We start from the raw sequence: 21,858 nt of genomic DNA, 5'->3' as shown, positions 1-21,858 counted from the left end.
GTTCAACGAGTGTGGTTTCACGGTACAAAATGTGTTGACCGACAACGGATCCTGCTACCGGTCACACAAATTTCGTGATGCTCTGGGTGACATCAAGCACCGACGAACCCGCCCCTACCGTCCACAGACAAACGGCAAGGTCGAGCGTTTCCACCGCACGCTTGCCGACGAATGGGCCTACGCCCGGCTCTACCGCAGCGACGCCGAACGCTGCGCCGAGTTCCCGCGGTGGCTACACACCTACAATCACCATCGCGGCCACACAGCACTCAAAGGTCAACCACCCGCCAGCCGCGTACCTAACCTCTCAGGTCAGTACAACTAGCCGGGTGAGCCCAAGCGCGTGACGTTCACGCTACGGTGGTGCCCATGGTCCGTACCCCCGTCGCGCTCGCGCTCGTGCTGGCGGTCGGCATCTCGGGGTGCGGCCGATCGGAGCCTACGGCCGATGACTTCGCCAGGGAGCTGTCGAAGAGCGTGACGGTCGAGGCGACGACCGGTCACCTGGCGAAGCTGCAGGCCATCGCCGACGCTCACGGTGGGAACCGGGCGTTCGGCACACCCGGTTACGACGCAAGCGTGGACTACGTCGCGAATGCGCTGCGCGACAAGGGTTTCGACGTCATCACTCCGGATATGGAAGTCAAGGTGGCGTACAACAACACGCCCGAACTGACGGTCGCCGGCACCCGGATACCGGCGCGGGCGCTGGAGTATTCGGTCGGCACCCCCGGTCTCACCGCACCGCTGGTGCCGGTCAAGGGCGGTCCCGGATCAGGCTGCAACAGCGCCGATTACGACGGCCTGCCGATCAAGGGTGCGGTCGCGCTGGTGGACCGTGGCACGTGCCCCTTCGCGGTGAAGGAGGCGACCGCGGCAGTCCACGGCGCGGTCGCGTTGGTGGTGGCCGACAACAAGGACGACGTCGACGACGCGGGCGTCCCCGCGCGCGGCGGCACCCTGGGCGCCAAGGCGACGGTGAAGATTCCCGTGGTGCTGATCCCGAAGGCGGCCGGGGCTCGACTGCGGGCCGCGCCGGGGCCGGTGACCCTGAAGCTGGACGCCGGTGTGCGGGTTGAGCACACCCGCAACGTGATTGCCCAGACGAAGACGGGGTCCGAGCATGACGTCGTGATGGTCGGCGCGCATCTGGACAGCGTCAAGGACGGGCCCGGGATCAACGACAACGGGTCGGGCGTGGCCGCGGTCCTGGAGACGGCATTGCAGTTGGGCAGCGCCCCCAAAATCGCGAACGCGGTGCGGTTCGCGTTCTGGGGCGCCGAGGAGGAGGGCACGATCGGCTCTGAGCGCTACATCGAATCCCTCGACGTCGAGGCGCTCAAAGACATTGCGCTGTATCTGAATTTCGACATGCTCGCCTCCGAGAACGCCGGCTACTTCAGCTACGACGGCAACCTGTCCGGCCCGCCACGGCCCGACGACCTGGTGGCGCGTATCCCGGAAGGCTCGGCGGGTATCGATCGCACCTTCACGGCCTATCTGGCCGGTGCCGGGAAGCCGCCGCAGGACTACCCGTTCAACGGGCGGTCGGACTACGACGCCTTCACCAAGGCCGGTATTCCGGCAGGTGGGCTGGGTACCGGCGACGAGGAAAACATGAACGACGAGCAGGCCCGACTCTGGGGCGGTACCGCCGGAAAACCTTTCGACTCCAACTACCACAAGAAGACGGACGATTTGGCGCACATCAACCGCACGGCAATGGACATCATGGGCCGTGGAGTGGCTTTCGGGGTGGGTCGGTACGCCCAGGACTTGGGTGGACGCACCGGCGTTCCGGTCCGCGATGACCGGACCCGGCACGTGGTCTCGCCATCATGAGGCGCGTACTGGCCGCCGGTCTGCTGACCGCGGTGCTGGCGTCGTGTGCCCCACCGCCGCAGGCGCCGGCCCCACCGCCACCGCCGGCCCCTGACCTCGCTCGCGACCTGGCAGGCAAGGTGGGCACCGACGGCATCTACAACCATCTCAAGAAGTTCGCCGCCATCGCCGCGGTGAACAAGGGCACCCGGGCCGACGGCACGCCCGGCTACCAGGCCAGCGTCGACTACGTGGCGAACCTGCTGCGGGACAAAGGGTTCGACGTCCAAACTCCGGAGTATGTGCGCGTGGAACGGGGTGCCCCCGGCAATCCCGTGCTCGACGTCGGCGGCCGCCGGTGGGGGATCGTGCAGGCCTCACTGCTGACGTCCACGGCGCCCGGCGGCCTGACGGCGCCGACGTTGCATCCGGTGAAGCCGGCCGGTTGCGCGCCGGACGATTACGGCACGCTCAACCTGCGCGGCGCCATCGCGGTGGTCGACGACGCGGTGTGTTCGGTGGTCGACAAGCAGAACGCGGCGGTGGCCCGCGGCGCGGTCGCGGTGCTGGTGGTCAGCCCGCCAAGCGCGAACGGCGCCCCGCGCGGGCTGTTCAGTCCTGGCTACTACGAACACCTCAACACGCCGGTCGGCATCATCGGCAAGGACGCAGATGCCGTACTGCTGAAAACCAACACCCCGGTGAAGCTCACCCTCGACGCCAAGAACACCGGTGTGAAATCGCGAAACGTCTTGGCCCAGACCAAGACCGGCGACCAGCACAGCGTCGTGCTGGCGGGTGCGCACCTCGACAGCGCGCCGACGAGCGCGGGCATCAACGACGCGGCAACCGGGGTGTCGGCACTGCTGGAGACCGCTGCCGCGCTCGGTGGTTCGCCGAAGATCGAGAACGCGGTGCGGTTCACCTTCTGGGGTTCGGGCGCGGTGGGCCAGGAAGGCGCCACCAAGTACGTGCGCGCGCTGGCTGCCGAACCGCTGAATGACATTGCGCTGTACCTGGATTTCGACATCCTCGGCTCACCCAACGCCGGGTTCTTCACGTTCGACGGCGACCAGTCCGGTCAGGCCAACCCCGAGATCCCCCTCGACGCGGTGCCGGCCGGCTCCGCCGGCCTCGAGCGCACGCTGGCCGGGTATCTGTACCTCGCCGGCAAGCGGCCCGCCGACATGACGATGGATCTGGGCAGTGGCTACGGTCCGTTCCTCACCGCCGGCATTCCGGTCGGTGGTATCTCGACGGGGACGTCGCAGCGCAAGACGCCGATCCAGGCCAGATTGTGGGGCGGGCAGGTGGGCGCCGCCTTCGATCCCGGGTATGGGCCGACGGGCGACACCGTCGAGCAGCTGAACCGGTCCGCGCTTGCGGTGACCGGGCCGGCCGTCGCGTTTGCGGTCGGCACCTATGCGCAGTCGCTGACCGGACCCAACGGTGTGCCGTTGCACGACCAACGACACCGGCAAGCAGGCAAGTAGCCAAAGCTCACAGCGAGCTCATAAGCGGAATCGCCATTTCTGTGGGTTCGCTTGCCAGGTTGCCGGGTTAGTAATGGTGCCCATGAAAAGCACTACTCGCCGTTGGTCGGCCGTGGCCGGCACCGTCACCGTCGTGGCCATGGGCGCCCTGACCGTCGCCTGCGGCTCGCAGGGCAACAACGCTCCGGCCACCGTCACGGTCACCCCGTCGAGCACCACGACCACCACGACGACGGCCAAGGAACACCACAGCGGTGGTGGCGGCAGCGCAGGCGGTGGGGGTCAGCAGCAGGCACCGGCACCTGCGCCGGAGACGGTGACCAATACCGAGACGGCGACCCAGACCGAGACCCAGACGCAGACCGAAACCTCGACGTCGGTCCAGACCTCGACGGAAACGTCGACGTCGGTGCAGACCTCGACGGTCTACCAGCCGCAGCCGCGTGAGCGCGGTGGCTTCAACTTCGGGCCGCAACAGCAGCACTGACCAGGCCCTGAGTTAGGTCCGTCACTGCTTGTATGCAAGCTTGCATGCAAGTTGCTACCGTCGTCAGGTGGCCATTGATCAGACCCCCGCCAGCGAGCGCGCCTACCGTGACACCAAGAGCAAGATTCTGGTCGGCGCGGTCAAGGGCGGGCAGCTGCTGAGCGAGGTCGAAGTCGCGGCGGAGCTCGGCGTCAGCCGGACCCCGGTGCACGAGGCCTTCCTGCGGCTGGCGGCCGAGGACCTGCTCGACCTCCTGCCCCGGCGGGGCGCGGTCGTCGTCCCGATCCCGCCGCGTGAAGCCACCGACCTGCTCGAGATGCGCCTGGCGCTGGAGGGCAGCGCCGTGCGCCGGCTCTGCCGCTCCGAGGCCACCGCGCAGGCGGCGGCCGCCGAACTCACCCGTCTGATCGACCAGCAGCGCGGTGCCGCTGCCGACCTGGTGCGCTTCGCCGAGCTCGACGACGCCTTCCACCGGCACATCGTGGACGCCGCGGGGAACTGCATCGCACAGCGGTTCTACGGCTCGCTGGGGGACCGGCAGCGCCGCATGATGGCCGACGCCGTGCAGGCCGACCAGACCCTCGTCGCCCGGCTCATCGCCGAACACGCCGAGCTGGCGCACGCCGTCGGGACGCGTGATGCCGCGGCGTTCGATGCCCGCCTGCTGGCGCACCTCGAGTCGACCTACGAGGTGGTGCTGCGATGAGCCGCGCACGTATGAAGCCGTGGCTCGCTGTCGCGGTCGCTGTGTTCTGTATCGGTTGGGGCGGAAATCAGTTCACCCCGATGCTGATCGAGTACGTGCACCGCGCCGGCTACTCCCGGGTGGACGTCGACGTCCTGCTGGGCGCGTACGTGCTCGGCCTGATCCCCGGGCTGCTGGTCGCTGCGGCCATGTCGAACCGCTACGGTCGGCGCCCGCTGATGATCGCCGGGCTGATCAGTTCGGCGGTGGGCAGCCTCATTCTCGCGACCGGCGAATTGGGCGGATTCCCAGCACTTTTCGTGGGCCGGCTGCTCTGTGGGCTCAGTGTGGGCGTCGCGATGGCTGTCGGCTCGACCTGGATCGCGGAGCTGTCCGCGCCGCCGTATGACTCGGCCGCGACCGGCGCCGGAGCGCGCCGGGCGTCGATCTGGCTGTCCCTGGGCCTGGCGATCGGCCCGTTGTGCTCGGGCCTGCTGGCGCAGTTCGCGCCGCTGCCGCTGACCCTGACGTACCTGGTGCAGGCGGCGCTGTGTGCGCCCGCACTGTGGCTGGTCCTGTATCGGACGGTGGAGACCCGGAGCGCTCGCGTCAGCGGAGACCTGTTGTCGCAGTTGCGGGTTCCCGCCGCGACGCACCGCCGTTTCGTCCGCGTGGTGGCTCCGATGGCGCCGTGGGTGTTCGGCTCGGCGGCCATCGCGTACGCCATCGTGCCGGCGCTGGTCGCCGACCGGCTGGGCTCCTGGGCGCTGCTGTACACCGCCGGCCTGACGGTGCTGACGCTGGCCTGTGGCGTGCTGGTGCAGCCGATCGCCAGGCGGCTGGACGACCATTCCAGCGCCCGCGCCGTGGTGGTGTCGATGGTGCTGATGTCGGCGGGCGTGTTCGCCGCGGTCGCCACCGCCGTCACGCGCTCACCGGCCGTCGCGGTGCTGGTGGCCATGCTGCTGGGCAGCGCGTACGGCATCGCCATCGTGTCCGGGCTGCTGGAGATTCAGCGCATCGCCAAGCCGCATGAGCTGGCCGGGGTGTCCGGCGTGTACTACTCGCTGGCGTACGTCGGCTTCCTGCTGCCGGCGGTGCTCGCCGCGCTGGCCCACTACGTCAGCTACCCGGCGATGCTCACCGTGGTCGGCCTGATGGCGGCGGTGTGCACGGTGATCTGTGCGGCCGGCTGGTCAAAGCACCTGCCGGCCCGCGCCTAGACCGGGATTTGTGCACGATTTTCCGCGCCAACCGCGGAAAATCGTGCACAAATCACTACGTCAGGCGCGGTTGCGGGCGACGTTGGCGGCCAGGTAGAGGACGTACCCGATCACGCCGACGGTCGCGATTTTGCGGGTCTGCGGCACGATCAGGCCGACGCCGAGCGCCGTCTCGATCGATCCGTTGACCTTGAGGTGCTTGTCGATGTCCTCCGGGAACGCCGTGGCGGTGATGCCCTTGAACAGGTCGGGCTTGACGAAGTGCGCCAGTCCGGCCAGTGCCAGGCCGATCCCGGCCAGCAGGCCCTTCTTTCCAGCGGTGTTCTCAGCGGCGTCGGTCACCTGTGGTCCTCTCTGATCACGAAATCTTGTAGTCGCTCAACGGAAATTCGGATGCTTCCCGGATGGCCGTCTCGGTCGACGACGGGCGTAGCAGCGTGGGCTCACCCGCGGGATTGAAATAGTACGAGTGGGCGCTGGCGCAGTTGCCGAGCGTGAACAGCGAGTCGCCGAGCAGTTCGGTCATCCGGTCGAGGAACGCCGTGTTGGCTTCCTCGGTGACCTCGAACGTCGTCGCACCGCGCGCCCTGACCTCGGTGAAAAGCCGGTCCATCAGCCGCATCTGGTACTCCATGGTGTTGAAGAAGTTCAACCCCAGGAAGGCGTACGGGCTCGCCAGGCTCAGGTAGTTCGGGAAGTACGGCATCGACACGCCCTGGTAGGCCTGGAAACGCGTTTCGCGCCACCACTTTCCGAGATCGCGGCCCTCGCGGCCGATCACCTCGATGGCCGGGAAGTTGGCCTCCCACAGGTCGAAACCGGTTGCGAGCACCAGGGTGTCGATCTCGACCTTGACGCCGTCGTTGCCCAGGATGCCGTCGGCCTCGATCCGGTCGATGCCGGCGTCCTGCAGGTGCACGTTGGGGCGGTTGAACGCCTGGTAGTAACCGTTGCTGAAAGTCGGCCGCTTGCAACCGAAGTCGTAGTCCGGGGTCAGGCGGCGCCGCAGGTCCTTGTCGCGGATGACGAAGAACCGGTGCATCTTCGACAGGTCGGAGGCCGAGATGTTGAAGCGGCCGCGGAACATGCCGTAGTGCCGGACCCCGACGGACACCATGACCTCGTAAATCGAGTCGGTGAGCCAGCGAAGCGCGCGCTGCGTCAACGGGAATCGCGCGAACAGCTTCTTGGCCCGGGCGCCGAAGCGCGGGTCGATCTTGGGCACCACCCAGATGGGCGTGCGCTGGAACACCGTCAGATCGGCGGCGGTCTTGGCCAGCTCGGGGATCAGCTGGACCGCGGTGGCGCCGGTGCCGATGACCGCGATGCGCTTGCCCGCCGGGTCATAGTCGTCATCCCAGTCGGTGGTGTGGATGACGCGGCCGGCGAAGGTCTCGATGCCCGGAATCGCCGGGATGTTCGGCTGCGACAGGAAGCCGGTGGCGGTGATCAGGTAGCGGGCGCTGAGGGTTTCGCCGTCGGCGACGCTGACGCGCCACAGCGCGGCTTCCTCGTCCCAGCGGGCGCCGTTGACGACGACGTTGAACCGGATGTGCCGTCGCACGTCGTACTTGGCCGCGACGTCGTCGGCGTACCGCTTGATCTCCGGGCCGGGGGTGAACAGGCGCGACCAGTTCGGGTTGGGCTCGAAGAAGTACGAGTAGGTGGTCGTCGGCACGTCGACCGCGAGCCCGGGATAGTGGTTGACGTACCAGGTGCCGCCGAGGTCGTCCTCGCGCTCCAGGATGGTGAAATTCTCGATCCCGAGGCGTTTGAGCTGGATGGCCGCACCGATACCGGCGAACCCCGCGCCGACGATGACCGCGTCGAACTGCTGCGTCGTCATATTCAGACGGTACCTCAGGTACCGCTTCGGGCCACGAACACAAGGGCCGCGGCGACGGCCAGCGCAGGGACGTCCAGGGTCTTGGATCCCAGGTCATGGCGGGCCCCGGTGATCTCGATGAGCTCGGTGGGCGCCGGGATCAGCTGGGCTGCGGCCGTGAGCTCGGCGATGCTGCCGAACGGGTCGGCCGTGCCGTGCGTGAAGACCGTCGGGACCTCGATCTGGCCCAGGTGCTCGGTGCGGGCCCGCTCGGGCTTGCCGGGCGGGTGCAGGGGATAGGAGAACAGCGTCAGGGCCGCCAGGTCGGCGCCCTGGGCGGCCACCATCGACGTCATCCGGCCGCCGTAGGAATGGCCGCCGGCGATCACCGGACCGTCGGTCAGGGTGTCAGCCAGCTCGATCGCCTCGACGATGCCCTGCTGGTCCGAGGCCGCAGAATTGGACGGCGGCCCCTTCGGGCGGCGCCGCCGGTAGGGCAGGTTGTAGCGGATCGCGAGCCAGCCGTGGCGAGCCCATTCGTCGCAGATGCGGACGATCAGCGGGGCGTCGCGGTTACCGCCCGCGCCGTGCGTCAGCAGCACGACGCCCGTCGGCGTCCCGTCGGGTTCGTGCGCGATGCCCGCGATGTCCTCGAGACTCATGCCTGCAACCTGAACAGCGCGTTGACCGGACCGTGGCCGTGGCCCAGCGGGTAGGCCGCCCGCAGGCACTCGGTCACCCAGCTCTTGCCGAACGCCACCGCGTCGGGCACCGAAAAGCCGTGCGCCAGTGCGCAAGCCGTCGACGCCGCGAGCGTGTCGCCCGCACCGTGGTCATGACCGGTGTCGATGCGCTCGGTGGTGTATTCGTAGAACTCGCTGCCGTCGTACAGCAGGTCCGGGCTGTGATCGCTGGACCGCAGATGACCGCCCTTGACCAGGGCCCACTTCGGGCCCAGGTCGTGCAGGGCCTTGGCGGCATCTTTCTGGGTCGACGCGTCGACCACCTCGATGCCGGTGATCAGCCGGACCTCGTCGAGGTTCGGGGTGACCAGCGTGGCGATCGGAAACAGCTGGGTACGAACCGAATTCAGCGCGCTGGGGTGCAGCAGCGGGTCGCCGTGCATGGACGCGCACACCGGGTCCACGACCAGCGGGATGTCACCGTCGAGGCTCTGCCACGTCTCGGCGACCGCACCGATGATCTCGGCCGAGGCCAGCATGCCGGTCTTGGCCGCCTGGATGCCGATGTCGTCGGCGACCGCGGTGATCTGCCCACTGATGATGTCGAGCGGCAGCTCGTGAAAACCCTTGACCCCCACCGAGTTCTGCACCGTCACCGCGGCGACGGCGACGCACCCGTGCACGCCGAGCATCGCGAAGGTACGCAGGTCGGCCTGGATGCCGGCGCCGCCGCCGGAGTCCGAGCCGGCGATGGTCATCACCCGCAGCGGCGTTTCGCCCGGCGGGGTCAAAGGCAGAAGGTTCACGGACGCATCACGACGTCAAGGGTAGATACACCCGGTTGCCGTGGTCAGCGAACTCCTGGGATTTCTCTGCCATGCCCTGGGCGATCTCGTCCGCGAAATCGGGGGCGACCCCGTCGGGGTAGGCGTCGCGGATGTCCTGCGTGATGCGCATCGAGCAGAACTTCGGGCCGCACATCGAGCAGAAGTGCGCGGTCTTGGCGGGCTCGGCGGGCAGCGTCTCGTCGTGGAACTCGCGGGCGGTGTCGGGGTCGAGCGACAGCGCGAACTGGTCGTGCCAGCGGAACTCGAAGCGCGCCTGCGACAGCGCGTTGTCGCGGTCCTGCGCCCCGGGGTGGCCCTTGGCCAGGTCAGCGGCGTGCGCGGCGATCTTGTAGGCGATCACCCCGTCCTTGACGTCCTTGCGGTTGGGCAGGCCCAGGTGTTCCTTCGGGGTGACGTAGCAGAGCATCGCGGTACCGGCCTGGGCGATGATCGCCGCACCGATGGCCGAGGTGATGTGGTCGTACGCCGGCGCGATGTCCGTCGCCAGCGGGCCCAGCGTGTAGAACGGGGCCTCTTCGCAGAGTTCCTCCTCCAGGCGGACGTTCTCGACGATCTTGTGCATCGGGACGTGGCCCGGGCCCTCGATCATCACCTGCACGCCATGGGATTTCGCGATCTTGGTGAGCTCGCCGAGGGTGCGCAGCTCGGCGAACTGCGCCTCGTCGTTGGCGTCGGCGATCGAGCCGGGACGCAGACCGTCACCGAGGGAGAAGGTGACGTCGTAGCGCTGCAGGATTTCGCAGAGCTCTTCGAAGTGCGTGTACAGGAACGACTCCTGGTGGTGCGCCAGGCACCACGCCGCCATGATCGACCCACCGCGCGACACGATGCCGGTGACGCGCTTGACCGTCAGCGGGATGTAGCGCAGCAGCACGCCGGCATGCACCGTCATGTAGTCGACGCCCTGCTCGCACTGCTCGATGACGGTGTCGCGGTACAGCTCCCACGTCAGCTTTGTGGGATCGCCATTGACCTTTTCCAGCGCCTGGTAGATCGGCACGGTGCCGACCGGGACGGGGGAGTTGCGCAGGATCCACTCGCGAGTCATGTGGATGTCCTTGCCGGTGGACAGATCCATGATCGTGTCGGCGCCCCAGCGGGTGGCCCACACCATCTTGTCGACCTCTTCGGAGATCGAGGAGGTGACGGCGCTGTTGCCGATGTTGGCGTTGACCTTCACCGCGAAGGCCTTGCCGATGATCATCGGTTCGAGCTCGGGGTGGTTGTGGTTGGCCGGGATGATGGCGCGGCCGATGGCGACCTCGTCGCGCACCAGCTCGGCCGGCACGCCCTCGCGCTCGGCGATGAACGCCATCTCGGCGGTGATTTCACCGTTACGGGCGCGCTGCAGCTGGGTGCCGCGGTCCTTGACGACGCCGGGACGGGCGGGCAGGCCCTTCTCCAGGTCGATGGTGGCGTTCTCGTCGGTGTACGGACCCGAGGTGTCGTACAGGTCGAGGTGGTCACCGGTGGTCAGGTTGACCCGGCGGAACGGGACCTTTCCGCCGTCGGGAAGCTCCCGGTAAACCTTCGTGCTGCCCTGGATGGGGCCGCAGGAAAGGTCGTTGAATACAGCAATTGCAGACATCTGCTTACTCCCTACGCCGGCATTACCCGGTCAGGTTCATACGGTCGACGGCGCCATGAAGCCGTCCTCTCAGCGCACCAGGGTGTGCGCTCCCGCGCGGACGTTGTTCACCGTAGTCGATGCGCGCCGGAAGGCAAGGGTGCGTTGCGGGCCGGTGAGCGGGACGGAATTGTCATGCGGTCGTTTGTATAGCTAACATATGTTTTTCTGATATTGGAGCGAAGACCGACTGATGACGACTGAAGCCGAGCTCACCGGGCAGCGCGACACCGCGCTCGCCGCTACCGCACGCCGCCGTGTCCAGATGGACCATGACCACCCGCACTACAAGTGGGTCGTGCTGTCCAACACCACGCTGGGCATCCTGCTGGCCTCGATCAATGCGTCCATCGTGTTGATCTCCTTGCCGGCGATCTTCCGTGGGATCGGGCTGAACCCGCTCGCGCCGGGCAACGTCAGCTACCTGCTGTGGATGCTGATGGGCTACCTCGTGGTGACGGCTGTGCTGGTGGTGCCGTTCGGCCGCCTCGGTGACATGTACGGCCGGGTCCGGATCTACAACATCGGGTTCGTCGTCTTCACGCTGGCGGCCGTCGCGTTGTCGTTCGATCCGTTTCATCTCGGTGGCGGCGCGGTGTGGCTCATCGCCTGGCGCGTGATCCAGGGCATCGGTGGCGCCATGCTGATGGCGTCGTCGTCGGCGATCCTGACCGACGCCTTCCCCGCCAACCAGCGCGGCATGGCCCTCGGCGTGAACATGGTTGCCGCCGTTGCCGGTTCGTTCCTCGGTCTGCTGATCGGCGGATTCCTCTCCGAATGGGAGTGGAAGGCCGTGTTCTGGGTCGGCGTCCCGATCGGCATCATCGGCACCATCTGGAGCTACCGCTCGCTGCACGAATTGGGCTCGCGCAGTCCGGGCCGGATGGACTGGGCGGGTACCGCGACGTTCGGCGTGGGCCTGACGGTGCTGCTGCTCGGCATCACGTATGGCATTCAGCCGTACGGTGATTCGCCGACGGGCTGGACCAGCCCCGCGGTGCTGGGATCGATCGCCGTCGGTCTGCTCCTGTTGGTCGCGTTCTGCATCGTCGAACTCAAGGTCGAGTCGCCGATGGTCGACATGCGGCTGTTCAAATCGGCGACCTTCGGCATGGGCAACCTCGCCGGCCTGATGTCTTCGGTCGGCCGCGGCGGGTTGCAGTTCATGCTGATCATCTGGCTGCAGGGCATCTGGTTGCCGCTGCACGGCTACGACTTCGAATCGACGCCGCTGTGGGCCGGCATCTATCTGCTGCCGGCGACGGTCGGCTTCCTGGTGGCGGCACCCGTCGCCGGAACCCTGTCCGACCGGCTCGGTGCCCGGCCGCTCGCGGTCGGCGGCATGCTGCTGATGGCGACGACTTTCGTTGCGCTGCTGATCATCCCGGTCAACTTCGACTACTGGCAGTTCGCCGTCCTGGTGTTCCTCAACGGCGTCGGCGGCGGCATCTTCACCGCGCCCAACGCGGCCGCCATCATGTCGAGCGTGCCGGCCGCGCAGCGTGGTGCGGCGTCCGGTGTGCGGTCGACGTTCTTCAACGCCGGCAACTCGCTGTCGATCGGCATCTTCTTCTCGCTGATGATCGTCGGGCTGGCCAACACGTTGCCGTCCGCGCTGTCCAGCGGCCTGCAGCAGCAGGGGGTTTCGGCCGACGTCGCGCAGCAGGTGGCCGGGCTACCTCCGGTCGGCAGCCTGTTCGCGGCCTTCCTCGGCTACAACCCGATAGCCGAGCTGCTGGCACCGTTCCACACCCTGCAGCAGCCGGGCGTCAACGCAGGCACGCTGACCGGCCAGACGTTCTTCCCGCAGCTGATCACCGAACCGTTCCACTCCGGGCTGGTCGTGGTGTTCGGCGCGGCGGCGATCATGATGCTGCTGGGCGCCGTGGCGTCGATGTTCAATCCGGGTACGTACGCCACGGAGCCCGGCGCCGACAACGAGGCGTGACGGCCGATCAGCGGTCGAAAATGGCTGTCAGATAGTCCGATTCGGGTAGTGACTGGCACGCCAGCCGGACGCCGATGCCGAGTTCGTAGTCGTCGAGGGTGTCGTTGACGCGCATGCTCACCTCGCCCTGACGGAGGGTGTACGCGCACGCGCCGCAGTTGCCTTCACGGCATGCGTAGGGCGCGTCGATACCTTTGTCCAGCAGCGTATCGAGCAAAACCTGGGTCTTGGGCCAACTGATCTCGTGGGTATCGCCGTCGATTTCGACGGTGGCGGTGGCGGACTCGCCGTCCGCGCCAGCATCGCTTCCCGGCTCCGGCGCGGCGAAGGCGTCCGTGGTCAGGGAGACGAAGACCTCGCGGTGCACGTGCTCGCGGGCGACGCCGGCGTCGTGCAGGGCGGCCGCGGCCACGTCCATGAATGCTGCTGGGCCGCACAGGTAGGCGGCGGTGTCGGCACCAGGCTTGGCAGGCAGCAATGTACGCAGCCCGGCCGGGGTGGGCAGGCCCGATTCCGACTCGAGCCAGTGGGCGACGGTCAGCCGGTCGGCATGTGCCGCAAGCAGTTCCGTCAACTGAGCGTTGAAGATGACCGACTCGCGGTCGCGGTTGGCATAGACGAGTGTCACCCGGCGGCCGGTCTGCAGGAGCACGGCGCGGATCATCGAAATGACCGGGGTGATGCCGCTGCCGGCGGCGACGAAGATCAGTTCGCCCGCTGCCGGGCGGACGGTGAAAGCGCCTGCGGGCGTGAGTGATTCCAGCGTCATTCCGGCCTTGGCGTGGTCGCACAGCCAGTTGGAGGCGAGGCCGCCCGCGGTGCGCTTCACGGTCACCTTCAGGTGCTCGTCGGTGGACGGACTGCTCGAGAGCGAATAGCACCGCGAGACCGCACCGCCATGCGCCGGGATGCGCAATGTCAGGAACTGGCCGGCCTGGTAGGTGAACTGGTCACGCGCGTCGTGTGCGGCCGTCAGGACCAGTGACACGGCGTCGGGGGTCTCGGTGATCACCTCGACCACGGTCAACTCGTGTGACCTGGACGCTGTCGGAGCGGTCATGGATAAGCCTTCCGTCGTAGGACCAGGTCAGATTGTCGTCAATAACTGTGCCATTGACAAATGGCACAGTTAGTGGTGACCTATTCGGCGTGACGGAAACTGATCGGGCAACGCTGCCCGAGGTACCCAGCCGCGCAACGTTGCGCTCCACGCTCTCGGCCACCGTGACCCGCTGGACGCTCGGAAATCTGACCAGCGTGATCCCCATGAACACGCCCGGCGTCTGGTTCGGGCGCGGGCTGATCGCCACGATCATGGAGGTCGCCGGCTCCATGCCCGGCGGCACCCGAATCATCCCGGTGCGCACGCCGCACCTGCGGGGCGAATGGGTCCTCGGGCCGGGTGTCGAATTCGGCCGCCGCGCCGGCTACTACGTACACGGCAGCGCCTACGTCATCTGCTCGGCGCGCACCCACCGCAAGCTGGTGGCCCGCCTGTCCGAGGCGACCGGACTGCCGATGTTCGTCGTGGACTACCGCCTCGCTCCCGAGCATCGGTTCCCGACCGCGGCAGAAGATGTCGAAGCCGGATACCGGTGGCTGCTGTCGGAAGGCTACGCGGCCTCGGACATCGTGATGGGCGCCGACTCCGCTGGTGGCCACCTGACCTGCGACATGCTGCTGGCGCACGCCGGCGACCCCGACTTCCGGCCCGCGGGCGTGGTGCTGTTCTCGCCGCTGATCGACGTGACGCTCGGGCTGGCCTTGGAGCAGGAGAAGGCGTCGTACCGCGATCCGGCGATGTCGGCCACCGCGGCTGCGCGCATGGTCGGGCTGTACACCCAAGGGCAGAACCTGGCCGATCCGCGGCTGCGCCTCGACTTCGCCAAGGCAGATCAATTGCCACCCATGCTGATTCAGGTCGGCGGCTTCGAGATGCTGCGCGCCGACGCCCGCTACCTCGATGCCGAACTGCGCCGCGCCGGCGGTGCCAGCACGCTCGAGGTCTGGCCCGGCATGGTGCACGTCTTCCAGGCCCTGCCGCATCTGGCACCCGAGGCCGGCCCGGCACTGCGCCGTGCCGCGGCATTCATCGCCGATGCCTACAAGCGATCCAACGAGCTCGAAGAGGTGTGCTGATGATCGGCCTTGACACGATCCTGAATGTCTTTCGCGGCCAGCGCCGCTCGGACAAAGCGAAGGCGGTGGTCACCGGCGCCGGCAGCGGCATCGGGCGGTCGTTCGCTCTCGAGCTCGCGCGCCGGGGCGGCGAGATCATCTGCGCGGACATCAGCCTGGAGCGCGCGAAGGAGACCGTCGCGCTGATCGACCAGCTGCCGACCGGCAAGGGGCACGCCGTGCAGTGCGACGTCGCCGACCGCACCGCCATCGAGCTCCTGGCCAAGCAGGCGCAGGAGATCTTCGGTGGCGCACCGACGCTGGTGATCAACAACGCGGGTGTCGGCATCGGCGGAAAGCCGGTGGGCGACATCGGTTTCGAAGACTGGGACTGGGCGCTCGGCATCAACCTGTGGGGTGTGGTGTACGGCTGCGAGGTCTTCACTCCGCTGCTGCGTGAAGCCGGCCGGGGCGGCATCATCAACGTGGCCTCGGCCGCCGGGTTCGCCGCCGCGCCGTCGATGGCGGCCTACAACGTGTCGAAGGCCGGCGTGATGTCGCTGTCGGAAACCCTCGCCGCCGAGCTCGACGGCACGGACGTCGCCGTCACCGTCCTATGCCCGACGTTCGTGAAAACCAACGTCTTCACCGACGGACGCATCACCCCCGGCTCGATGAGCCTGAGCCAGCAGTTGGCTCGCTGGACCGGCCTGTCCGCCGACAACGTCGCCGCCCGCACCCTGGACGCGCACGACGGCGGCCGGCTCTACGTGGTGCCGCAACTCGACGCCACCGTCATCTGGCACCTCAAGCGACACTTCCCGGCTCTGTACGTCCGCGGTGCCGGACTACTCGGCCGCGTACTTCCCAAAGACTGAAGCCTTCCCCAAGGACTGAAAGGAACCCACCATGGCAATGGATCTCGATGAGATGCTGCAGCGGATCAAGGACAAGCAGTGGGCCCTGGCCGACATCGACTGGGACGCACCGGGTGCCGAGCTGATCGAGCCGGAACTGTGGGCCAAGCTCAAGCCGTTCATGACCGACCTGATGTGGATCGAGAACGTGGGCGCCCGTGGCTTCGCCGCGCTGGCCCGCAAGGCGCCGACGCCGACGCTCAAGAGCATCTACGAGCACTTCCACGCCGAGGAGCAGAAGCACGCCAACGCCGAGCTCGCGCTGATGCGGCGCTGGGGCATGCTCGAGAACGACGAGGTGCCGCCGCCGAGCGTCAACGTGCAGCTGGTGATCACCTGGCTCGACAAGTTCTCCGACGGCATGTCGCTGTCGATCCTGGGCACCGTCATCCCCATGCTGGAGGTGGCGCTGGACGGCGCACTGATCAAGTTCATCACCGATGAGGTCAAGGATCCGGTGGCGCAAGAGGTCTTCAAGCGCATCAACTCCGACGAATCCCGCCACCTGGCTGTCGATTTCGAGGTGATGGACATCCTGGGCCACGCCGACATGCGCAAGCTGGCCGTCGACTTCGTCGGTAGCTGGATGAACCCGGCACTGGTCGTCGGCACGCTGAGCTACTTCCCGCTGCTGAACAAGATGCGCGACAACATCGTCGCCATGGGCGTCAACGAGGAGCGCCTGTACCAGGCGATGCGCCGCTTCCAAAGCGTCGGTGAGCGCAGCGCTTTCGCGCGCCGGGTGCCGATGTACCGGTTCGTCTCATGGCACGCCAAGAAGGTCATCGACCGCACCTCGAAGTACCACTGGCTGGCCGACTCGCTGGTGGTCGTCACCGGCGCCATCCCGATGCCACTGGTGCGGTACACGCCGAGCTGGTCGGACGAGATGACCTACGAGCCGGTCGCGTAAAGGAATTCACCAATGACACTCTCTGTAGCCATCATCGGTGCCGGGTTCGCCGGCATCGGCGCCGCCATCCGGCTCAAAGACCAGGGCATCACCGACTTCGAGATCTTCGAACGCGGCACGCGCGTCGGCGGCACCTGGCGTGACAACACGTATCCCGGTGCGGCGTGCGACATCCCGTCGCGCCTCTACTCCTACAGTTTCGCGCCGAACCCGGACTGGTCACACACCTACTCCGGCAGCAACGAGATCCTCGGCTACATCGACAACATGGTGGAGTCGTTCGGTATCGCGCCGCATATCCGCTTCGGCCACAACGTGACCGGCGTGGAGTACGACGAGGTGGCGGGGGAGTGGACCGTCAACTTCGAGGGTCGCGAACCCGTGCAGGCGCGCGCCGTGATCGTCGCCTCGGGGCCGTTGGCGAACGCCAGCTTCCCGAAGATCGAAGGCATCGAGACCTACGAGGGCCACAAGATCCACAGTGCCCGTTGGGATCACGACTACGACTTCACCGGCAAGAAGGTCGCGGTCATCGGCACCGGCGCCAGTGGCGTGCAGATCGTCCCGGAACTGGTCAAGGTCGCCAAGTCGGTCAAGGTGTTCCAGCGCACGCCCGGCTGGGTGATCCCGCGCCTCAACGGTTCGACCAGCGGCTGGCTGAAGCGCATCTACAAGGACGTGCCCTTCGCCGAGAAACTCGCCCGCTCGGCGTGGTTCTGGGGCCATGAGTCGGTCGCGCTCGGTGTCGTGTGGGACAGCCCGTTCACCCGGGTCGTCGAAGCGGTGAGCCTGGCGAATCTGCGCCTGCAGGTCAAGGATCCGTGGCTGCGCCGGCAGCTGACCCCCGACTTCTCGGCCGGCTGCAAGCGGCTGCTGATGACCGCCGACTACTACCCGGCGCTGCAGGCCGACAACTGCAAGCTGGTCACGTGGCCCATTGCGCGGTTGTCGCCCAAGGGAATCCGGACGGTCGAAGGCATCGAGCACCAGTTCGACGCCATCGTGTTCGCCACCGGCTTCGAGGTGTCCAAGGCCGGTACCCCGTTCCCCGTCATCGGCATCGACGGCCGGGAGCTCGCCGCGGAATGGAGCCGGGGTGCGTACGCCTACCGCAGCGTCGCGGTATCCGGTTACCCCAACCTGTATTTCACCTTCGGACCCAACTCCGGCCCCGGCCACAGCTCCGCGCTGGTGTACATGGAGGCGCAGATCGATTACATCGTCGAGGCGATCTCCAAGCTGCTGCAGTTCGGGTGGAAGTCGCTCGACGTGCGGCCCGAGGTGCAGGCCCGCTACAACGAGGACATCCAGCAGCGACTGCAATCCACGACGTGGAACTCGGGCTGCCAGAGCTGGTACCTGACCGAGGACGGCTTCAACGCGACGATGTTCCCCGGGTTCGCCACCCAGTACGTCAACCAGCTGAAGGCGGTCAATCTGCACGACTTCAAGATCACTGCTGAACAGACCAGCGGTGCTTCGGTCCTGACCGCATAGAATCCGCTGGTGGCTGAGTACCGGATCGACGACCTCGCACGCGAAGCGGGGACGACAACCCGGAACGTCCGCGTCTATCAAGAGAACGGCCTGCTGCCCCGGCCTCAGCGCCGGGGCCGGGTCGCGATCTACACCGACCGGCACCTGAGCCAGTTGCAGGCGATCGTCCGGCTGCTCAGCGAGGGCTTCACCGTCAAACACATCTTGAAGTTCCTCACCGGCCTGCAGCGCGGTGAGGGGCTCGTCGAGGTGCTGGACCTGTCGGAGCTCGAGGAGCTGGTGATCTCGCCGTGGTCGAACCCCGAGGCGCAGACCATGACGCGCCAGGAGTTGGAGATGCAGCTGGGCCGCCTCAATGGCGCGACGCTGCGACGGCTCGTTTCGGGCCGGATCATCGAGCCGACGGACGACAAGGATTCCTACCTGGTCCCTGACCGGCGGGTTATCGACGACTTCGCCAGGCTCATCTCCCGTGGGATGCCGTTGGCGGCGATCCTCAAGACCACCACGGCGGTCGACAAGAAGCTCGACGAAGCGGCGCGGGCCATGACCCGGGCCGGGCACACCGAGGTGGTTCGGCAGCGTGGGACTGGCTGGTATCCCAGCAACGACGTTGAACTTGCCTGGGCCGCCGACCTCATCGATGCCATGCGCCGTGTATCTCGCCGTTCTGCGCACGCTAGCCTTGACCGCGCGTTAGATGAAGCGGTGCGTGCCGAGCTGCGGCAGTACCAGCAGGAGGCCAAGGACAAGGGGGCCCCTGTCGAACGGAAGGCGTGAGTCATGGCGCAGGCAGGCGAAGCGGAGAGTGCCCCGGGCAAACGGCGGCGTGGACCGAAGACCCTCGTTCAGGCAGTTTTCGCGTTGATGGACGACGTCGCCGAGCTTCGCAAGTCCGCGCAGTACATCGCCGACAACATCGCCAAGCTGAGCGAGAGCGCGGCGGGCATCGACCGGCACGCGGAACTGATCGCCAGCCAGATCACCACCCTGACCGAGGCCGCGGCGGGCATCGACACCTCCGCCGAGAAGATCGCCCACGGCGCCAATTCCATCGCCGCGACCCTGCCGAGTCTGCAGCGGCTCGCCGAAGTGGTGGAGCCCCTCGACAACACCGTCGCCCGACTCGGGTGGTTCGTCGACCGGATTCCCGGCGGAAAACGAAGCTAGTCGTCAATTCCTGTTCTCGCAGAACGGAATTCGTCCTGGGTCGTCAATATCGACACCCGTGCGGATCGGCTATTGCCAGCCGCCGGACATCGGAGGAACGTATATCGGTGGACCGGCGGTGCCGCTGGGGCGCTGCCCCGAGATAGAGGGGGTGGGTCGTGTACGCACGCTCTACCACTATTCACGCACAACCCTCGGCCATCGACGCTGGAGTTGCTCATCTCCGCGATGAAGTGATGCCCCAACTCCAAGGCCTCCAAGGGTTCGTGGGCATGTCGCTGCTCACCGACCGGCAGTCCGGCCGGTGTATCGCGGTGACCGCGTGGGAGTCCGAGGACGCGATGAACGCTGTCGCCGAACAAGTTCGGCCGATCCGCGAAAAGGCAATCCAGATGTTCGGCGGCGCCGCCACCGTCGACGAGTGGGATATCGCGATATTGCACCGCGCTCGCCAGCTGCCCGAAGGCGCATGTGCGCGCGTTACGTGGGGGCATGTCGACCCGGCTCATGCTGACGCCGCAATCGAACACTTCAAGATGAACATCGTCCCCGACAGCGAGGCCCTCGAGGGTTTCTGCAGCACGAGCCTGCTGGTTGATCGGAACACCGGCCGCGGGGTCTCCTGCACGACGTTCGACAGCCGGGAATCCATGGAGCGCAACCGGGATGGCGCGCGCACGATGAAGCAGATGCGCATGAAGGAAACGGGTGCGGCCGAGCTGGATGAGGCCGAATTCGATGTGGCCTTCGCCCACCTGCGGGTGCCCGAACTGGTTTAGCCACAGTCGCCGAACCGACCCGAGGACCGCACTCGAACGGTGTCGGGTCGTGTTCGGCTGCCTCGTGGGTGCGAGCCAAGAATCTCCCAAGCGCCGGGCTGCATGCTTCGTTCACCAATCAGCAGCAGATCGACGGCAGCGTCGACGAACAGAAAGGTCGAGTTCACATGACGCGACGAATCGCACGACTGGCCGCGGCGGCACTGCTGTCCGGTGGGATGAGTCTGGCCGCCTTTGGATTCAGCGCCGGCACCGCCCACGCAGAACCCTCCTCGGGTACCTGGTGCCCGGGCCAGCCGGTCCCCGGCGGCTTCACCGAGGTTGACTGGGACTGGACGACCTGCCATCGGTACAACCTGGTGCACCGCGGTATGCCACCTCAGGTCGTCGGCATGACCGCCGAAGACGGCTGGTACGGCGGTCACCCCCACTACCGCACAGTCGCGGGCGAGAACACCAACGCGACCTGCCAGTTCTTGGGGTGCCCGTAGCTACGGCCGGCGGGGTGGTCGTCGCCCCCCTGCTGCCCGACGACGGCCGCTCACGACGGTGAAACCCATTGTGAGTGGCCATTTTTCCGCATTTCAGAACGGTGCGGGTTCATTCCAGCCTTCTTCTGCTGCCCGGATCTTTTCGTGTTCGATGCGGCGCGATTGTTCGTCGGCGATGGTTTCTTCGTTGGCCGTGCGGGCTTGGTTGACGAGTTGTTGGCGTTCTTGGGCGCGGGTGCGTTTGCGTTTGGGCATGCAGTGGCCGCGCGCGGGGCTGCGTGGCGGTTGTTCGCTGATCTGGGGTGTGCCGGTGGGGTGGGCGAGTTGTGGGTACCAGTGGGCGCCTTCGGGTTTGGTGATGTAGGTGTGCCCGGTGGGGGCGGTCCACACGACGGTCCCGTCGGGGAACTGCTGATCGCGCCAACCATGGAAGGTTTTGAGCAGGTGGTGGAACCGGCACAGGCATTTGAGGTTTGACGGGTGCGTCGGCCCCGCGGGATAGGCGGTCGTGTGGTCGATGTCGCAGGCCTCGGCGGGCCGGTCGCAGTCGGGGAATCGGCAGGTCAGGTCCCGGCAGCGCACGAACTCGGCCAGTTTGGCCGAGGGCCGGTATCGGGGTTCGGCCGCATCCGGTGGCAGGTCCACCTGGCGGATGATGGCGCCGTCGGCGAGTCGTTCGACTTGTTCGGCGGGGATCTGCCCGTAGCCGGGCAGGAACCCGGGGGCCTGCCCGTTCACTGCCTGCGGTGCGGCGATGACGTGGATGACGGCGCGGGGGCCGACGGTCGCCGCCGGTAGCTCGGCCGCGGCGGCGGGGCAGTCGTCCTGTCCGCACTCGCAGCGCAACCGGCCGCCGCGGGCCAGGGCATCGATGGCGGCGGCACGGCGTTGATCGTGGCTGCGCGGGTCGTGCTTGCAGACCCCGCGGGCCAGGTCATCGAGGGCCGCGTCGAGTACGGCGGCGGTCGCGGCGTCCAGCGTTCCGCAGACGCTGGCGGCGCCGGGTCCGCAGGTGCGGATGTCGAGGTATCGGGCTTGTGATGGGGGTTTGGGCGGGTGCACCCCGGCCTGGTCGGAGGCGGCGATGATCGCGTCGATGCGCTGTTCCATTTTCGGTTTCGACAACCGCCCCCACGCGACGATCTTGGCGGCGAGGTCGGCGTCGACCTGTTGGGCGACGTCATCGTCGATGATCAGGTCGGTGCGCGCGACGATCATCGCGACCATCACCGCATCGATCAGCCCTTTGGCGTAGACGGCTGCGACTTTGGGTAGGCGGGTGCGCAGCATCACTGCCCGCTCCACCTGGGCCTGTGCTCGTTTGCGGGACACT

At 67.2% G+C, this 21,858-nt stretch carries 22 protein-coding genes and 1 riboswitch; of the genes, 15 read left to right on the top strand and 7 right to left on the bottom strand.

Annotation, left to right across the window (positions count from 1 at the left end):
* From BR47_RS32850 to BR47_RS0126840, 6 genes are all read left to right on the top strand, one after another.
* Nucleotides 1-325, top strand: a 325-nt coding sequence (locus BR47_RS32850) for an integrase core domain-containing protein (protein WP_029121379.1), incomplete at its 5' end; no start/stop codon positions are given.
* Between the two features lie 44 nt (nt 326-369).
* Entirely contained in the window at nt 370-1,842 is a 1,473-nt protein-coding gene (locus BR47_RS0126860) for a M20/M25/M40 family metallo-hydrolase (RefSeq protein ID WP_029121378.1), read from the top strand.
* Nucleotides 1,839-3,314 carry a M28 family peptidase gene (locus tag BR47_RS0126855; protein ID WP_029121377.1) on the top strand — a complete coding sequence of 492 codons (1,476 nt, stop codon included), beginning with the start codon at nt 1,839-1,841 and terminating at the stop codon, nt 3,312-3,314. The genes BR47_RS0126860 and BR47_RS0126855 overlap by 4 nt, the downstream gene beginning before the upstream one ends.
* Before the next feature lie 82 nt (nt 3,315-3,396).
* Nucleotides 3,397-3,801, top strand: a complete 405-nt coding sequence (locus tag BR47_RS31600; RefSeq protein ID WP_141772326.1) for a hypothetical protein — start codon at nt 3,397-3,399, stop codon at nt 3,799-3,801.
* 67 nt (nt 3,802-3,868) lie between these two features.
* Nucleotides 3,869-4,507 (top strand): GntR family transcriptional regulator, encoded by a 639-nt coding sequence (locus tag BR47_RS0126845; RefSeq protein WP_020100618.1) that lies wholly within the window; start codon nt 3,869-3,871, stop codon nt 4,505-4,507.
* Complete coding sequence (locus BR47_RS0126840; protein ID WP_029105039.1) at nt 4,504-5,709, top strand: MFS transporter; 1,206 nt, start codon at nt 4,504-4,506, stop codon at nt 5,707-5,709. The genes BR47_RS0126845 and BR47_RS0126840 overlap by 4 nt, the downstream gene beginning before the upstream one ends.
* 60 nt (nt 5,710-5,769) lie before the next feature.
* Here BR47_RS0126840 and BR47_RS0126835 read toward each other — a convergent pair whose 3' ends face one another.
* The 5 genes from BR47_RS0126835 to thiC all read right to left on the bottom strand — a co-directional run bounded on the left by BR47_RS0126835 (nt 5,770) and on the right by thiC (nt 10,653).
* Nucleotides 5,770-6,051 carry a DoxX-related protein gene (locus BR47_RS0126835; protein ID WP_020100616.1) on the bottom strand — a complete coding sequence of 94 codons (282 nt, stop codon included), beginning with the start codon at nt 6,049-6,051 and terminating at the stop codon, nt 5,770-5,772.
* A 16-nt stretch (nt 6,052-6,067) separates the two neighbouring features.
* Nucleotides 6,068-7,555, bottom strand: a complete 1,488-nt coding sequence (locus BR47_RS0126830) for a flavin-containing monooxygenase (protein WP_029121376.1) — start codon at nt 7,553-7,555, stop codon at nt 6,068-6,070.
* A 14-nt stretch (nt 7,556-7,569) separates the two neighbouring features.
* On the bottom strand, nt 7,570-8,196 hold the full coding sequence (locus BR47_RS0126825; protein ID WP_029121375.1) for an alpha/beta hydrolase family protein: 627 nt from the start codon (nt 8,194-8,196) through the stop codon (nt 7,570-7,572).
* Nucleotides 8,193-9,023, bottom strand: coding sequence for a bifunctional hydroxymethylpyrimidine kinase/phosphomethylpyrimidine kinase (gene thiD, locus BR47_RS0126820; RefSeq protein WP_029121374.1), 831 nt, complete (start codon nt 9,021-9,023; stop codon nt 8,193-8,195). Before thiD ends, BR47_RS0126825 begins: the two co-directional genes overlap by 4 nt.
* Before the next feature lie 7 nt (nt 9,024-9,030).
* On the bottom strand, nt 9,031-10,653 hold the full coding sequence (thiC, locus tag BR47_RS0126815) for a phosphomethylpyrimidine synthase ThiC (protein WP_029121373.1): 1,623 nt from the start codon (nt 10,651-10,653) through the stop codon (nt 9,031-9,033).
* A riboswitch (TPP riboswitch) is annotated at nt 10,645-10,759 on the bottom strand. It overlaps the preceding gene by 9 nt.
* A gap of 126 nt (nt 10,760-10,885) precedes the next feature.
* Between thiC and BR47_RS0126810 the strand changes: the two genes are divergently transcribed.
* Nucleotides 10,886-12,640 (top strand): MFS transporter, encoded by a 1,755-nt coding sequence (locus BR47_RS0126810; RefSeq protein ID WP_029121372.1) that lies wholly within the window; start codon nt 10,886-10,888, stop codon nt 12,638-12,640.
* Nucleotides 12,641-12,647: 7 nt separating this feature from the next.
* Here BR47_RS0126810 and BR47_RS0126805 read toward each other — a convergent pair whose 3' ends face one another.
* Nucleotides 12,648-13,700: a ferredoxin--NADP reductase gene (locus BR47_RS0126805; RefSeq protein ID WP_029121371.1), complete on the bottom strand. Its 1,053-nt coding sequence runs from the start codon at nt 13,698-13,700 to the stop codon at nt 12,648-12,650.
* Nucleotides 13,701-13,789: 89 nt separating this feature from the next.
* Here BR47_RS0126805 and BR47_RS0126800 point away from each other — a divergent pair, with 89 nt between their 5' ends.
* The 8 genes from BR47_RS0126800 to BR47_RS32330 all read left to right on the top strand — a co-directional run bounded on the left by BR47_RS0126800 (nt 13,790) and on the right by BR47_RS32330 (nt 20,525).
* On the top strand, nt 13,790-14,779 hold the full coding sequence (locus BR47_RS0126800) for an alpha/beta hydrolase (protein WP_029121370.1): 990 nt from the start codon (nt 13,790-13,792) through the stop codon (nt 14,777-14,779).
* On the top strand, nt 14,779-15,636 hold the full coding sequence (locus BR47_RS0126795; protein WP_090563052.1) for an SDR family NAD(P)-dependent oxidoreductase: 858 nt from the start codon (nt 14,779-14,781) through the stop codon (nt 15,634-15,636). Before BR47_RS0126800 ends, BR47_RS0126795 begins: the two co-directional genes overlap by 1 nt.
* Nucleotides 15,637-15,667: 31 nt before the next feature.
* The gene (locus tag BR47_RS0126790) at nt 15,668-16,588 is read left to right on the top strand and encodes a reductase (RefSeq protein ID WP_029105034.1); all 921 of its coding nucleotides are present in this window, start codon (nt 15,668-15,670) and stop codon (nt 16,586-16,588) included.
* 12 nt (nt 16,589-16,600) lie between these two features.
* The gene (locus tag BR47_RS0126785; protein WP_029121369.1) at nt 16,601-18,085 is read left to right on the top strand and encodes a flavin-containing monooxygenase; all 1,485 of its coding nucleotides are present in this window, start codon (nt 16,601-16,603) and stop codon (nt 18,083-18,085) included.
* A gap of 9 nt (nt 18,086-18,094) precedes the next feature.
* Nucleotides 18,095-18,865 (top strand): MerR family transcriptional regulator, encoded by a 771-nt coding sequence (locus BR47_RS0126780; protein ID WP_029121368.1) that lies wholly within the window; start codon nt 18,095-18,097, stop codon nt 18,863-18,865.
* A gap of 3 nt (nt 18,866-18,868) precedes the next feature.
* Nucleotides 18,869-19,255 (top strand): hypothetical protein, encoded by a 387-nt coding sequence (locus BR47_RS31595; RefSeq protein ID WP_020100604.1) that lies wholly within the window; start codon nt 18,869-18,871, stop codon nt 19,253-19,255.
* Between the two features lie 158 nt (nt 19,256-19,413).
* Nucleotides 19,414-20,034: a hypothetical protein gene (locus tag BR47_RS0126770; protein WP_036420416.1), complete on the top strand. Its 621-nt coding sequence runs from the start codon at nt 19,414-19,416 to the stop codon at nt 20,032-20,034.
* A gap of 167 nt (nt 20,035-20,201) precedes the next feature.
* Nucleotides 20,202-20,525 (top strand): hypothetical protein, encoded by a 324-nt coding sequence (locus tag BR47_RS32330; protein WP_138158541.1) that lies wholly within the window; start codon nt 20,202-20,204, stop codon nt 20,523-20,525.
* Between the two features lie 93 nt (nt 20,526-20,618).
* Here the strand turns inward: BR47_RS32330 and BR47_RS31585 are convergent.
* The coding region (locus tag BR47_RS31585) for an HNH endonuclease signature motif containing protein (RefSeq protein WP_036427876.1) at nt 20,619-21,858 on the bottom strand (1,240 nt) is incomplete at its 5' end.

This window comes from Mycobacterium sp. UNC410CL29Cvi84 (assembly GCF_000686745.1).
Classification (GTDB): domain Bacteria; phylum Actinomycetota; class Actinomycetes; order Mycobacteriales; family Mycobacteriaceae; genus Mycobacterium; species Mycobacterium mucogenicum_B.
The sequence above is the reverse complement of the archived record's forward strand: the minus strand, read 5'-3'. Positions and strand labels throughout refer to the sequence as shown.

What these genes read in the sequence shown, in the direction of transcription:
- BR47_RS0126860 (WP_029121378.1), top strand. Translation starts at nt 370, where the DNA reads ATGGTCCGTACCCCCGTCGCGCTCGCGCTCGTGCTGGCGGTCGGCATC.
- BR47_RS0126805 (WP_029121371.1), bottom strand. Translation starts at nt 13,700, where the DNA reads ATGACCGCTCCGACAGCGTCCAGGTCACACGAGTTGACCGTGGTCGAG.
- thiC (WP_029121373.1), bottom strand. Translation starts at nt 10,653, where the DNA reads ATGTCTGCAATTGCTGTATTCAACGACCTTTCCTGCGGCCCCATCCAG.
- BR47_RS0126810 (WP_029121372.1), top strand. Translation starts at nt 10,886, where the DNA reads ATGACGACTGAAGCCGAGCTCACCGGGCAGCGCGACACCGCGCTCGCC.
- BR47_RS0126795 (WP_090563052.1), top strand. Translation starts at nt 14,779, where the DNA reads ATGATCGGCCTTGACACGATCCTGAATGTCTTTCGCGGCCAGCGCCGC.
- BR47_RS0126855 (WP_029121377.1), top strand. Translation starts at nt 1,839, where the DNA reads ATGAGGCGCGTACTGGCCGCCGGTCTGCTGACCGCGGTGCTGGCGTCG.
- BR47_RS0126790 (WP_029105034.1), top strand. Translation starts at nt 15,668, where the DNA reads ATGGCAATGGATCTCGATGAGATGCTGCAGCGGATCAAGGACAAGCAG.
- BR47_RS32330 (WP_138158541.1), top strand. Translation starts at nt 20,202, where the DNA reads ATGACGCGACGAATCGCACGACTGGCCGCGGCGGCACTGCTGTCCGGT.
- BR47_RS31600 (WP_141772326.1), top strand. Translation starts at nt 3,397, where the DNA reads ATGAAAAGCACTACTCGCCGTTGGTCGGCCGTGGCCGGCACCGTCACC.
- BR47_RS0126785 (WP_029121369.1), top strand. Translation starts at nt 16,601, where the DNA reads ATGACACTCTCTGTAGCCATCATCGGTGCCGGGTTCGCCGGCATCGGC.
- BR47_RS0126840 (WP_029105039.1), top strand. Translation starts at nt 4,504, where the DNA reads ATGAGCCGCGCACGTATGAAGCCGTGGCTCGCTGTCGCGGTCGCTGTG.
- BR47_RS0126825 (WP_029121375.1), bottom strand. Translation starts at nt 8,196, where the DNA reads ATGAGTCTCGAGGACATCGCGGGCATCGCGCACGAACCCGACGGGACG.
- BR47_RS0126830 (WP_029121376.1), bottom strand. Translation starts at nt 7,555, where the DNA reads ATGACGACGCAGCAGTTCGACGCGGTCATCGTCGGCGCGGGGTTCGCC.
- BR47_RS31595 (WP_020100604.1), top strand. Translation starts at nt 18,869, where the DNA reads ATGGCGCAGGCAGGCGAAGCGGAGAGTGCCCCGGGCAAACGGCGGCGT.